The sequence below is a fragment of the Allomuricauda sp. R78024 genome (genome assembly GCF_044596045.1).
GTDB lineage: Bacteria > Bacteroidota > Bacteroidia > Flavobacteriales > Flavobacteriaceae > Flagellimonas.
This window is the reverse complement of sequence record NZ_CP138995.1, coordinates 2,623,641-2,636,732: the sequence shown is the minus strand read 5'-3', so window position 1 is coordinate 2,636,732 and position 13,092 is coordinate 2,623,641. Positions and strand designations below refer to the sequence as shown.

16 protein-coding genes are annotated in these 13,092 nt (G+C 37.0%); 3 read left to right on the top strand and 13 right to left on the bottom strand.

The window, feature by feature from the left end; all coding sequences use genetic code 11:
• Positions 1-102: 102 nt before the first annotated feature.
• Positions 103-987, top strand: a complete 885-nt coding sequence (locus tag SJY44_RS11835) for a TolB family protein (protein ID WP_396589869.1) — start codon at positions 103-105, stop codon at positions 985-987.
• Here the strand turns inward: SJY44_RS11835 and SJY44_RS11830 are convergent, their stop codons facing one another.
• Both SJY44_RS11830 and SJY44_RS11825 read right to left on the bottom strand, forming a co-directional pair.
• Positions 988-1,443 carry a RidA family protein gene (locus SJY44_RS11830; RefSeq protein WP_396589868.1) on the bottom strand — a complete coding sequence of 152 codons (456 nt, stop codon included), beginning with the start codon at positions 1,441-1,443 and terminating at the stop codon, positions 988-990.
• A gap of 21 nt (positions 1,444-1,464) precedes the next feature.
• Positions 1,465-2,532 (bottom strand): alkene reductase, encoded by a 1,068-nt coding sequence (locus SJY44_RS11825; RefSeq protein WP_396589867.1) that lies wholly within the window; start codon positions 2,530-2,532, stop codon positions 1,465-1,467.
• Between the two features lie 105 nt (positions 2,533-2,637).
• Between SJY44_RS11825 and SJY44_RS11820 the strand changes: the two genes are divergently transcribed.
• Entirely contained in the window at positions 2,638-2,985 is a 348-nt protein-coding gene (locus SJY44_RS11820; RefSeq protein ID WP_299167471.1) for a helix-turn-helix domain-containing protein, read from the top strand.
• A 76-nt stretch (positions 2,986-3,061) separates the two neighbouring features.
• On the top strand, positions 3,062-3,685 hold the full coding sequence (locus SJY44_RS11815; RefSeq protein ID WP_298926464.1) for a DEAD/DEAH box helicase: 624 nt from the start codon (positions 3,062-3,064) through the stop codon (positions 3,683-3,685).
• A gap of 2 nt (positions 3,686-3,687) precedes the next feature.
• On the opposite strand, the gene SJY44_RS11810 is transcribed toward SJY44_RS11815, so the two are convergent.
• The 11 genes from SJY44_RS11810 to SJY44_RS11760 all read right to left on the bottom strand — a co-directional run bounded on the left by SJY44_RS11810 (position 3,688) and on the right by SJY44_RS11760 (position 13,022).
• Positions 3,688-5,001, bottom strand: a complete 1,314-nt coding sequence (locus SJY44_RS11810) for a DEAD/DEAH box helicase (protein ID WP_396589866.1) — start codon at positions 4,999-5,001, stop codon at positions 3,688-3,690.
• 5 nt (positions 5,002-5,006) lie between these two features.
• Positions 5,007-6,338 carry a DEAD/DEAH box helicase gene (locus tag SJY44_RS11805; protein WP_299167465.1) on the bottom strand — a complete coding sequence of 444 codons (1,332 nt, stop codon included), beginning with the start codon at positions 6,336-6,338 and terminating at the stop codon, positions 5,007-5,009.
• Between the two features lie 132 nt (positions 6,339-6,470).
• Entirely contained in the window at positions 6,471-7,388 is a 918-nt protein-coding gene (locus SJY44_RS11800; RefSeq protein ID WP_396589865.1) for a hypothetical protein, read from the bottom strand.
• A gap of 46 nt (positions 7,389-7,434) precedes the next feature.
• Positions 7,435-7,857, bottom strand: coding sequence for a hypothetical protein (locus SJY44_RS11795; protein ID WP_298926452.1), 423 nt, complete (start codon positions 7,855-7,857; stop codon positions 7,435-7,437).
• Between the two features lie 11 nt (positions 7,858-7,868).
• The gene (locus tag SJY44_RS11790) at positions 7,869-8,273 is read right to left on the bottom strand and encodes a D-Ala-D-Ala carboxypeptidase family metallohydrolase (RefSeq protein ID WP_298926449.1); all 405 of its coding nucleotides are present in this window, start codon (positions 8,271-8,273) and stop codon (positions 7,869-7,871) included.
• 55 nt (positions 8,274-8,328) lie between these two features.
• On the bottom strand, positions 8,329-10,020 hold the full coding sequence (locus tag SJY44_RS11785) for a patatin-like phospholipase family protein (protein WP_396589864.1): 1,692 nt from the start codon (positions 10,018-10,020) through the stop codon (positions 8,329-8,331).
• Positions 10,021-10,046: 26 nt separating this feature from the next.
• On the bottom strand, positions 10,047-10,466 hold the full coding sequence (locus tag SJY44_RS11780; protein ID WP_163422312.1) for a hypothetical protein: 420 nt from the start codon (positions 10,464-10,466) through the stop codon (positions 10,047-10,049).
• A gap of 47 nt (positions 10,467-10,513) precedes the next feature.
• Entirely contained in the window at positions 10,514-10,816 is a 303-nt protein-coding gene (locus SJY44_RS11775; protein WP_163422313.1) for a hypothetical protein, read from the bottom strand.
• A gap of 4 nt (positions 10,817-10,820) precedes the next feature.
• Entirely contained in the window at positions 10,821-11,015 is a 195-nt protein-coding gene (locus SJY44_RS11770; protein ID WP_163422314.1) for a hypothetical protein, read from the bottom strand.
• A gap of 28 nt (positions 11,016-11,043) precedes the next feature.
• Positions 11,044-12,651 (bottom strand): FAD-binding protein, encoded by a 1,608-nt coding sequence (locus SJY44_RS11765; protein ID WP_396589863.1) that lies wholly within the window; start codon positions 12,649-12,651, stop codon positions 11,044-11,046.
• 11 nt (positions 12,652-12,662) lie between these two features.
• Positions 12,663-13,022, bottom strand: a complete 360-nt coding sequence (locus tag SJY44_RS11760) for a hypothetical protein (protein ID WP_298926433.1) — start codon at positions 13,020-13,022, stop codon at positions 12,663-12,665.
• Positions 13,023-13,092: the final 70 nt, after the last annotated feature.

Genomic DNA, 13,092 nt, shown 5'->3' with positions numbered 1-13,092 from the left:
AGAGTTTTTTATAGGAAAAATGTAAAGCAAGCGTAACATTTCGCAATTTTATGACTACTTAATATTAAGTAGTCATTGAATGTCAATCTAAAAACCCATAAAATGAAAAGAATCACACTGATAGTATCCTTCTTTTACTTTTGTTGCAGCGCTTTGAGCGCTCAAACATATCTTTACCATCTTGGCGGAGAGTTGCCAACCAATACACCAAGAATATTTGCTCCAGGAGTAGTTTCCAAAGAGAACAGATCCGAGTTTGGTTCTATTTTTTCCGCGAATGGCTCTGAGTTTTTCTTTGCTGTAGAAGTAAATGGAAAGGCAGAAATACGATACTCAAAATTGGATAATGGTTCTTGGACCACTCCCAAAATCATTATAGGAGATGCAACATATGGTTATAATGACCCTATGCTTTCTCCAGATGAAAAGAGACTATATTACATTTCCGATAGACCTAAGAATGGAGAAAAGACAGATGATTACGATATATGGTACTCAGAAAAACGTGCCAACGATTGGTCTGAACCAATAAATGCAGGAAACATGATCAACTCATCCAAAAACGAATATTATATTTCTTTTGCTTCCGATGGTACCATGTATTATTCTTCAAACAAAAATGCTAAAGAAGGGAATCAACGTGATTATGACATTTATTCGTCTGAAGAAAAAAACGGAATATTCCAGAAATCCAAAAGACTTAGTGGCGCCATAAATACAAATGCCTATGAAGCTGATGTTTTTATAGCACCAGATAAATCCTATATCATTTTCTGTTCGGTAAGACCTGAAGGATTGGGCAGAGGTGATCTGTACATAAGCCATAAACAAGAAAATGGGGAATGGTCCAATGCAAAGAGTCTAAAAAATCCCATAAATACCGAAAAGCACGAATTATGTCCATGGGTTACCAATGATGGAAAATATTTTCTTTATACTAGTAATCAGGATATTTATTGGGTAAGTACCAAAGCTTTTCAAAAATGATTATTGTATGGTAAAGGATGTAGTTAGTCCTACACTAAAATTGAAGGGCAATTTTTGTACTCCAAAAATAGCTCGTGAGTGCCTCCCCTGCTCTCCCAAAACCTTTAAAAACAAATCAGAGGCACCATCTACCACCTTTGGTGCCTCGTCCCAATTTTCACCTGCTTGAAAATAAACATCCATATGATTTAAGCCCACCACCTTCTCAAAGCCAACCTTTTTATCGATTTGCGCCAAAACATTTAAAGCACACATTTCCATGGCTTTATAACCCTCTTCCGTTGATAATTCTTTTCCTAATCTTCCTTGGTAAAAAAAATCGCCATTCTTTATTGGGAATTGGATAGCAATATAGGCTATGTTTCCCCTAATGTTTACCGAAACATAGGAACCACCCGGAGTTGATGCCTCGGGCAATTCCAATTTAAGTTTAGATAGATTTTCAATCGCATTCATATCCTATTCTTTTGTTTTCAATTAATAATCGGTATATCCTTTTTCACCTGGGGTATAGAATGTATCAAAATCAGGAGCCACCAATTCCAATTCTTTTTGCAGTTTTTCTACTAGATTGGGATTTGATATAAAAGGCCTGCCTACATAGACCAAATCCAACCCACTTTCCAAAACGGCTTCCGCCTTTTCCAAAGTATTAACATCACCACCAGAGATTATAATTCCTTTAAAGTTCTCTTTAATAATTTTTTTAATGTTTATAGTAAAATCAGGAGCTCCAAATGCTACTCTTTGATCTACAACATGAATATAGGCCAGGTTAATTTTTGATAACTCTTGGGATAGGTAAACAAAGGTATCTTCCAGTGCCTCGTAATCTGACTGCATATCATTGAAAGCGCCATAAGGTGAAAGACGAATACCAACTTTGTCCTCCCCTATTTCTTTTACCACTTTTTCAGCGGTTTCCAACACAAATCTACTTCTGTTCTCTATACTGCCTCCATATTCGTCTTCTCTTTGGTTGGATTTGGGGTTTATAAACTGGTTCAGCAAATACCCATTAGCCGCATGCAGCTCTATGCCATCTGCACCCGCTTCATTTACAAGACGTTTTGCGGCCAATACATACTCATCTTGTGTGGTTTGTATTTCTTGAAGTGTCATGGCCTTGGGCACTTCATGGGCAACTAATCCATTCTCTGTAAACATTTCACCTGCAGCCTGAATGGCCGATGGTGCCAGTGTAATGCTACCTTCCGGCATATTTGCCTTAGCCGTAATTCTACCGGTATGCATCAATTGCACAAATATTTTACCTCCTTCAGAATGTACTGCATCGGCTATTTTTTTCCAACCCTCTATTTGTGCATTGGAATAAGCACCTGGAATGCGAGGATATCCTATACCGTTAGGGGATGGAGAAGTTCCCTCGGTAATAATTAGTCCAGCACTTGCTCTTTGTCGGTAATATTTTGCCATTAATTCGTTTGGGACATTGTCAATGGCTCTGGACCTGGTCAAGGGAGCCATTACTATCTTATTATTTAGGCTTATTTCACCTAAAATCTGTGATTCAAATACACTCATTTAAATTTATTTATCTTATTAGTTTCCAAAAGTAACTATTATTGGTTTATAAAAGATATTATTATAAATTTGTCGCAAGAAAGTAGTAACCAAAAGGTAACTAATATGGCAAGAAAATTAATAGAGAACCCCAACGAATGTCCCATTACACATTCCATGAATATTATTGGAAACAAGTGGACCTCAATAATCGTATACATGTTGGCGAATCGAAAACTGAGATTTGGAGAACTGGCTATCAGAATAGATAAAATAAGCAGAAAAGTTCTTGCCAACCAATTAAAGGAAATGGAACTCAGGGGAATTGTGATTAGGGAATCTTATGCCGAAATTCCGCCTAGAGTGGAATATTCCTTAACAGAAAAAGGGGAAAGACTGTTGCCTATACTAAATCAGTTATGTGCATGGAGCAAAGACATTGAGCTCGATATGACAGCTGAAAAGACAAACTGACTTCCTATTCTTTGATAGTATATTTGCATTATCAAAACAATAAGGTTCCCCAGTACAATTTCATTATATAAAAGGTATGCCATTTAAAAAATTACACTCCCATTTGCTTGAAGCTTTAGAACGTTTTTCCATAGAAAGCCCTACTGCTTTTCAAAAAAAAAGCATACCTATTATAAAAAGTGGCGCCAATGTTTTCTGCACTGCTCCAAAAGATAGCGGAAAGACTACTGCCTTAATACTCACAACCTTGCATAAGTTAAAGTGTGAGGCTTTGGGAAACGCGCCAAGAGCTCTTGTAATTGCTGAAAACAAAAGTAAAGTTTTGGAATTGTATGATGCTTTTTTTAACTACGCCAAGTACAGTTCACTAAGGATCTATGCCAGCTATGAAGAATTACATATAGATGTCCAAAAGTCAGAAATTTATATGGGCATTGATATTCTTATTACCACTCCTAAGACACTTCAAAAATTATTTTTAAACAATGGGGTAAGCATTTCAGAATTAAAAATATGCAGCATAGAGGATGCCGATTTTTTAACGCATAAAAGTGAATATACAGCTTTGACCACAACTGCAGAAAGCATAAGAAAATGCCAGTATGTTATGTATTCAGAAAACCTGCATCCAAAATTAAAACGCTTGAAGGAATTTTTTATGGAAGGTGCTCGGTATGTTAAAATAGAAGCGAAAGAGTAATCTTATACTACCGTTACACGAACTTTTTTCTTTTTTAATCGCGTATTATTCAATTTTTCAACCAATTCATGCGCCTTGGATAGTGGAACGGCAACAAATGCACAATCTAGCTTTAGCTCAATAATGCCCAATTGGTCCTTGTTGATAGCACCTTGTTTAAAAAATAAGCCAGCGATATCTCCTTTTGAGATTTTATCTTTTCTTCCCCCTGAAATAAACAGGGTTTCCCAAAATTGAGGTTTATGAGGTGCTTTTTTAGAAATATCTGCTGGTTTATCTCTTTTAATAAACTGAGGCAAGTGCTCCTTTTTCCATTGCAAGACATATGCCGTTCCTTTTGCATTTACCCGCGCTGTTCTACCATTTCTGTGGGTAAACTCTTCTACAGTCCTAGGAAGCTCATAATGAACGATATATTTCATTTCTGGAATGTCTATACCCCTTGCCGCCAAATCGGTAGCGATCAGTACTTGGCATGTGCCGTTTCTAAACTTGATCAAAGAACGTTCTCTGTCTCTTTGCTCCATGCCGCCAGAAAAACAGGCGTAATTAATACGGTTTTTATCCAAATAAGCACTCACACGGTCAATACTATCCTTGAAATTGCAAAAAATGATTCCGGGTTCATTGCCAATATGAAGCAACAGGTCCACTAGGGTCTGTAACTTATTCTTATCAGCAGCAATCACTGTTTTAATGGCTAGTTTGGATACTTTTCTGTCTTTTAAATAATTGATGGTCGTAGGAGTTTCCAATCGCACAAAACCAGGAATCTTAACACCCTGCGTTGCCGAGGTTAAAATGCGTTTGTTCAAATGGGGCAATTGATTTATGATTGCCCTCATCTCATTCTCAAAACCTGTTTCCAACGACTTATCAAACTCATCCAATATGAGTGTTTTAATACTTGTTTTTGAAAAACGGTCATTGCTAAAATGATCTACAATTCTGCCCGGCGTTCCTATTAAAATGGCTGGAACATGTTTTAATTCAATTTTATCTTTAGCTATGGGTCTGCCACCATATACCGCATTTACCTTAAAACCTGAACCCATATTGCGAACTACTTGTTCTATTTGTATGGCCAGCTCCCGAGAAGGCACTAGAATCAACGCCTGCACTTGAGCGCATTCTGGATCCAATGCTTTCATAAGAGGCAATAGAAAAGCCAAAGTCTTGCCTGTACCCGTCGGAGACAGCAAAACGGTATTCGTAGTTTTTTCAATGACAGCAATAGCTTCTTCCTGCATTGGATTCAGTGCATATATTTTTATTTTTTCCAAAATATCTTGTTGTTCTCGAATGCTATTGGCCATAGATTTTACTTCTTTTTAGAAGTCTCAGTTTTTGAATTTACACTAGTGTTCTGTGTTAAAGAATCTGCCAGTACTTTTTCTATCAGTTCTTCTTTCGTCAAATGATGAAATATGGTTTTTATTTTTTCCTTGGCCTCATTAGAAATGGTACGGTTGGGCTTGGTCTTAAATATTTTTTTAGCCCACAAAACCAAATTGGTTTCTTCCCTGCTTTCAGCATTTTGCTTTTTGAATTCACTAAAAACAATACCTAACTCTTCTTCCAAATCAGGAATATCTATGACTTCTTCTTGTTGTATAATGCTTAAAGAGAGTCCCTTTGCCCCCGCCCTAGCCGTTCTACCACTTCTGTGTACATAGGCTTCATATGTATCTGGTAGATGGTAATTAACAACGTATGAAGTTTCTTTAACATCAATACCACGCGCTGCTAAATCCGTAGCCACTAGAATATCAATATACCCTTCTCTAAATTGTCCCATGATTCGGTCGCGTATCCCTTGGGTCAAACTCCCATGAATAGCACCAGATGAGAATTTGTTAATGGCCAGTTTCTTTGCCAATTTATTAACGGCAGCCTTGGTTTTACAGAAAATAATACCGCGCTCCCCTTCTTTAGTATTTAGAAAGTGAAGCAATACTTCCAACTTCTCTATGGGTTCTACCACCACGTATTGATGATCTATACCTTGATGGCCAACCTTTGCCATATCTGCTTCTAGGTGCACCACCTGTTTGGACATATAGTTCTGCACCAACTGTTTTACCGTGCCTGGCATGGTCGCCGTAAACAAAAGTGTTCTTCTAGATTTGGGAATTTCCTTTGCAATAACATCCAGATCTTTCTTTAATGCGCTTACCATTTCGTCAGCTTCATCTAAGACCAAATACTTTAAATTTTGAACGTTGACGGCCTTACGCTGCACCAAATCAATTAGTCGCCCTGGAGTAGCCACAACAATATGTGTTGTTGTTTTTAAGCGTTCTATTTGAGGTTTAATGGGAATACCACCACAGACAGCCGCAATAGAAATTGATGGGCTATGTGTGGTAAAAGAAACTAGGTTGGTATAGATTTGTTGCCCTAATTCTCGCGTGGGAGCTAATATTACTGCTTGTACTTCGGTATTTTTTGAATCAATCAATTGTATTAAGGGCAAGCCGAATGCTGCGGTCTTACCCGTTCCCGTTTTTGCCAAAGCAACTACATCCTCTTTTTGATTTAATAGTATTGGAATTGTTTTCTTTTGAATATCTGTGGGAATAGAAATGTTTAATTCAACTAAAGTCTGTTGTAGTTGTTCGTTAATTCCTAAGTCGGAAAACTCTTTTGACATAAAATAAATTTGAGCAAAGATAGGCACACGAAATCCGAGAAGCGTGTAAATAATAGTAGGAATTCCTTTTTAAAAGAATTACAATTTAAAAGGCGGCAGTTTCTAACCGCTCTTAATTAAAATCTGTATTGCTTATTTTGAATTATCCAGTACCAGCCTGGCAGTTAATACCAACTGTGAGAATACTTGGTCAGAGAGACCTTGCAAAGCATGACCTCCTTCCTGATAAGAATACGCCAAGCCAAGTTGATACCCTTTTTCTGCGTTAATTAAAAAATTAACTCCTGCAGATGCTGTCAACAAGCTACCTATAAAGAGTTCTGTATTTTGAGAATTAATATTAAATCGATTATCAATTCCAAAAGAGAATTGTAACATACGATATTGCTCGAATGTACGGTATAACAATCCACTTAATGGATATATATTGACTGTATAAGCAAGATTTCCTAAAAGCAATTCTTCATTAGAAATGTATTCAACACCGAAGGTATGTGAACTAGAAAATTGAATAAAATCAGAAGGGAATCTTTTCTTTGGATCAGGATTTTCATTATTTGGGTCGTTCTGATAATTTTTATATTCATCACCGGGGTAAATGTTTTCAATATTGAGAAAAGCATCTCCAAAGTTTCCTCCCCCTAGTTTTGGAGCAAGGTTAAAATGCAAAAGATACTGACCGCCATCTGTTTCCGCAATATGGTCATGAGAATATCTGGCAGTTCCTAGAAATCTAACTTTATATTTTTTTAATAAAAAGAATTGGGATTTTTCCCATAAATGAAAAGTAAGTTGCCCCCCAAATTGGGTTACATCCTGCCTTTTACTTATTAATGTATTACTGTGCTTTTCTACGAAAGCACTTATCGAATAGCTTTTTATGGTATTATCCGGAAAATTTAACCCAAGTTCTAGAAACCCTTGAATGCTATGGGAATTGCTAACAGAGTCCCTAGGAAAACTAGCGATGATAGTTGCCGCCTTGTTTTTCGTAGTTTCATTATCAATAGATTGACCTACCTGAAACTTAAGGTCTTGTGCTTGACCCATATTCGAAAATAAAAATGCGAACACTAATAAAATCTGAAGTTGAAACCTATGGAAGTGCATTGACAATCAATTTAATAAGGTCTGATACTTTTTTGGTTTTTACGGTCTGTTGAGGGGTTATCTTTTTAGGAGGCTTGCCTAAATTCCCTGCGACAGCAACTTTTTTTAAAACCATGTTGCACCAATTAGGCACATAATGAATCATTGCATGATTACTGAGTCTTACATAGTTTTTTAGGCTAGAATTTTTATGTATTCCTATTACGCCTGTCTCTTTAGTAAGTTTGGCGATGAGCAATGATTCTGTATAATCTTCTGCCCATACATCTTTCTTAATGTTTTGATGCAAATGCTTCATAACCTGTCTAACAGTAGCATTCGTGGTGTTCTGTCCCACATTGCTCAATACTTTTAAAAAAACCTTTGCTTTCTCTTCTTCTAATTTGAAGCTTATATCAATTTCTGCCATATTGTTTTTGTTTACTTATAGAAGTCCTTATACTTGGTTGAAAGATTCCAACGGGCACGTGTGCCTCTAATATCATAATGGACAAAACCATTATAAAGCCCCAGTCCACCTTCCTTTATAACGCCATTTAAAATTAAATCTTCAAAAATAACCGCAAGTTCTTTAGAAGTATAGTTCTTCATGGAAACATCAGCGGCTTTTCCTAACAAATGCTGCGAGTTCTTCACCCCACCAACAATCTTGTTATGTGCTTCGCTTCTATAGCCACTGTTTATGTTTATGGCTTCTGCCAATATATCCCTTACCTTTTGAAGGTTATCGGCCAGTTCCTTTATATTCTGGAGTACATGATCCGGCATCTTGGCCCCATCACGACTTTCAAATTCAATCTTATAAAAGTTCTTGGTAAGTTGCATTGTTCCTACTTTTAATTATTTTCAACTTTATGAAGTATGCTTAACTATAAAATACTCATTTCTTCATTGCTTTAACTAAAAAAAATGGGTCCTTATTAAAGGCAATCCAATGTTTTTTCAATTGGTTGTCCACCTCATCCAAAGCATCAAAATCAAGATCTAAATCGTGCTTAGAATTCCTAAGTTCAATAATGTATTCCATCAACTCATAACATAATATAAATTGTCCGCAGGCAATAAGGGTATCCATACGGTTTTTCAAAATATCCTCCTTGTCCCACCAAAGTGTTGTTGGGGTCTCTGAAGCTGTTAGGCACACGTCTTTTAAAAGTGAACTTGGAGCGGGTTTAATTAGTTCATTGTATTTTGGAGTACCGCCTGAGTAAGCGGTTTCCTGTCCATTAAGTTTATATACCGTTGTGGTGATTCGCTTATGTATTAGCGAGCTTTTGGAATAGAACAAATCGTAGTTTAAGCGACGTAGTTGTTTCAAAAAAACATCATTGACCATTTTTACTGTGGAAGTCAATCTATTTGTAAGCATCTGCTGTACAAGGCCGATGTCCAGTTTTTTAAAGGTGATTATATCGTCCAACAATACTTCAGGGACGTTTTTTCTGAAAAGGGAAGCGATTTTTGCTTTCACCAATTTTGTGGCAATCGTTGCAAGGCCTCCCAAAAAGGTTAGCGTTAGACTTATACCCATCAATATACTACCTATAATATAGAATACTGGCAAAGCACATTCATTGCAGGTATTAAAAACATGCATGGAGTTAAGGATAATCAATGCAAGTCCTATCAAAATCAAAATAATATACAATGCCTTAATTTTAAAATACGATAAGGCCTTGGCCAAAAATTGCTTAATTGAAGGTCCTTTTTTAGTGTAACTGTCGTCTTGTTGCCAAGGTTTCATCTTAAAACTGCCTACATCGTTTACAATAATAAGATTCAGAGCTCCTTTCATTCTACCATTGATTAGCATCATGCTGCCAATTCCTTGGTTATCCGCAATGCCCCCATCCATTATACCCACACCATTCTCAAAACGCTTTAAGCTTTTCAATTTTTGATAATTTTCATCTTTTTGGTCTTTGAAATAATCATCAGGAAACAAGAGTGGTTCAAACCCTAATGGAAAACAGGAGGAAGAAGCAATAACATCACCTAGCTTGATCTTGGGTCGCAAAGCTTTAACAAATGCGTTATCCAATGGGGCGCTACCAAAATCCCCATCATTTTGAAACCTATATGTAAGCCCAAATGAAAAATCCGTAGCATTAAAACATACTTGTTTTAGGTGCTTTGATGTAGGGGTCTCAAAAAGCGAAAAATCTCCTTTGAACACATCCATTTCTGCATAGACAAGGGCAAAAGCATTGATCAATGACCTCGTTTTATGTTCATTTGCTTTCCAAACTGTATCATCTTCTAATTTGTTGATAGCGGTCTCTAGCAGTGTATCATTTTCAGGGGTAAAAGTGTCATAGAACGTTTTAAAGAATGTTTTGAAATCGGTTTTTAGTTCTTGTGCCATTTTGGCGTATGCTACAGCCAATAAGGTCCCTCCACTTACAGAACTCATTGCTTGGACTTCTTCCAATAAGGGTTTGTCTTCAAATTGAACTTCGTTTAGATACGACACAATTCCCAATGAATAAAAGGTTGCTCTATATCCTCCTCCACTAAAACAAAGCCCTATTCCCTTAAAAGGATCAATTTTTACTTTTTGGTCTTCTTCCATGTTTATTGTAAACCTTTATTTTAATGCTAATGTTGCCTAGTTTGTACTTCTCTCAGTAATATTTTATGGTTTTCCAAGCTTTTTTCCAGCTCTTCATTAGAACGCTTTAAATTAATTGCAGATGCATCAACCTCCATTTTTAATTCACTCACCTGTCGCTTTATTACGGCCGGATTGGAGTATGAAGGGCTTGTGGCCAGACTTTCCAACCTGTTCGCAACTTGGTTTAATCTTAATTGGGCAGCTTCGGTCGTACTTTTAACATCTTCCACTTCCTTTTTTGACGCTTCTATTCTGGACTCCCATTCGGCAAAGCCCATATCAATTTTCTGAAATCCTGCAGTTTCTAAACGGTTTTTGACCCATGATGGGGTTGTCAATAACAATACAAACAGGAGCACTATAAGCGCCTCTCTTACGGTAACTATAATATCTTTTATTTGCATTACAAACTATTTATTGTTTACACTTAAATGATGACTTCTTGTCTGGTCTATTCATCTTCCTGGACATTCTGCTCTTGAGATTGCTTTTCTTTAAAGTAGAATCCTATGATAAACCCTAAAGGCCCAGAAAGAATGGACGAAACTGTGGTTAATAGATCTTTATAATCATCCGTGCCAAAATTCGCGGTGTTAAAACCAATTACGAAGGTCACAAAAATGACACAGAAGAAAAGAATGACAAATACCATGGCCAAGATGCCACGGTTCTTTTCCCTTTTGTCCTGTACTTTGGGCTTGATCACAATGTTTTGGATGCGATTGCCCAATTCGTTCAAAATATTTGCTTCCATTTTTTTACTTTTTTTGAATTTTATACTTGGGGAATTCCAACCGTAAATCGCTACGCAACTCTTCCTCTATCTTATCCATCTCTTCGTTGCTGGGTGAGATAAGTTCTTTGTCCTTGTTGAGCTCCAAGATTTTTTCCAAGATTTTTTTTGTCAACCTAAGCTCGTATTCTATTTCCACCAATGGTTTTTTACTTTTCATTTGTATGATTTAAAGTTTTAAATGAGTTTTATAAAAGTGATTTTATAAGGTCTGGATCCAAGACGGTTTCCTTCTTGCTTAGCATGGTCTCTTTTAGAAAATCGTTCAAAAAGAGTTTTTGCATATCTTCTGAAAGTAGCGCGCAACGGTACTTTCGCCAGTTTACAGCATCTTGTCCATACATATGGTCCACCAATCCTGGAAAGTTCCAATCCGCATTTTTACCCCAATGCAAGGTGAATGCTATGCCATGCAGTTGTAGAGCTTCAATCATTTTTCGTGATAAATCCTTTAGAGTTCCCAACTTTTTCTTTTCGTTCCAAAGTACCCCATCAATTTCTATCATACAGGTGATTGGGAAACGGGCAAAAGATAATGTGGCATCCGATTTTTTTATAAAGCGCATTGCAAAAATTCCAGGCATAGGGCCTTCATCTATACTTACCTTGGAAAGTATTTTTAACGTTTCCTTGGAATCGGTATGATCTACACCAAAAGAGATCGCAAAAGCTGGACCCTGATAAGGTGCATCCCAAAAGGTTTCTGCTAAGGTTCCTATGGAGATTTCATCCACTTTTGGAAGAATAGATTTTTTAAGTGCATTGATAAACAAAGGGATGGTCGAAGGTACTCTTGAGCCGATTTCGACAGCCACATTAACAAGGTCGCGGTAAATCGATTTTTTAATGACCGGAAAGGGATCTGGATAATTCAATTTAAATGGTTTTTTATACATGAATTCCACCACATAATCTTTATCCTTATCCTCCCTATATTGATTGATAAATACCTTATAATGATATGGGATGTTGGCTTCACCACTACTCTTTATCTCTTCAGGTATTCCTTTAAAATTTTTAAAATTGAGTTTTTCTGCCAATTCTAAAGCGGTTTCTTTCTTGATTTTTTTTACATAACGCTTAAGAAGAAAAAGGTTTTGAGCCTCAATTACCACCCCGTGGATAAAACCAAAGGAACCCAGACCAACCAGTGCTGCGTTGAACAATCCATCATTGCGAATAACTCTTGAACGTAGTTTTTGAGCAAAAACATCATTGAGCGCTGGCTTTGTGTGTCTTTCCAAATACACAATATCACCTGGGTTTGGTCCTATAATGAGATTAAGTCCAACAACATAATCTTGAACAGAACCCACATTGACCGCCGACCCGTGAACTCCTGTGGAAATACATCCAGCAATGGTCTGTCCATTACTTGCCCCAGTGGTCTTAAGGGATTTACCATGACCTTCCAACTTTTCGGATATCTCCTTAATAATGTTCCCGCATTGAAATAAAAACAAATTCTCAGCTGCATACCGGGATAACGCATGTAAGTCTTGATCTTTAAAGGAGAAATAGGTGTTCATGTGGGCATTAAAGTGCATTCGGTCTTTTTGATGGGCTATATTTGACATGGACCACGCCGAACCATACGCCCTAAAACCTTCATTTTTGTTTTTAGTTTCTGTTAATAACCGCTGGATTTCCTGCGCTGCGTCGTTGTATCTATCAATATCTGAAGGCATTAAACTGGATGCTTCCAGTTTTGTCTTATAAAGGGTCTTTAGTTTCCATGGACCATTATTATGCAATGTGTCCCATTCGCTTAGTGAAAGTTTTGTTGTTCTAGCCATGACTCATTGTTTTAATTAGATTTCATGCATACATATTTGATTTTTACTTTTCGCTTGCGACCGAAAGTAATCCCACTCAATAGAACTGCTCCCAAAGTATTTCTATACTCCACAGTATGTAGTTTACCGCTTGGGCATCTATCCGACTTTTTAATGAGATAAGTAAAATCTTTGTCAATAGCACCAAGGGTAATCACGGTGTCAATTTCAATAACTTCCATATTACGGTAGTAATCATTCCGCACAAGTGGTGCAGCGGGTTCGTAGGTTCCTTCAACACTTCTTAAACGCACCGAATAGCAGGATTGCATGAGAAGCATGACGATGAACAGCATGAATAGGCCGAGAATTAAATAGTTCTTAGTTTTCATAGAGTTTGTTTAATAAGATTAAAACTATATATGGGAGAACTATTGTAAATACCCTACTCAAGGTATTTCG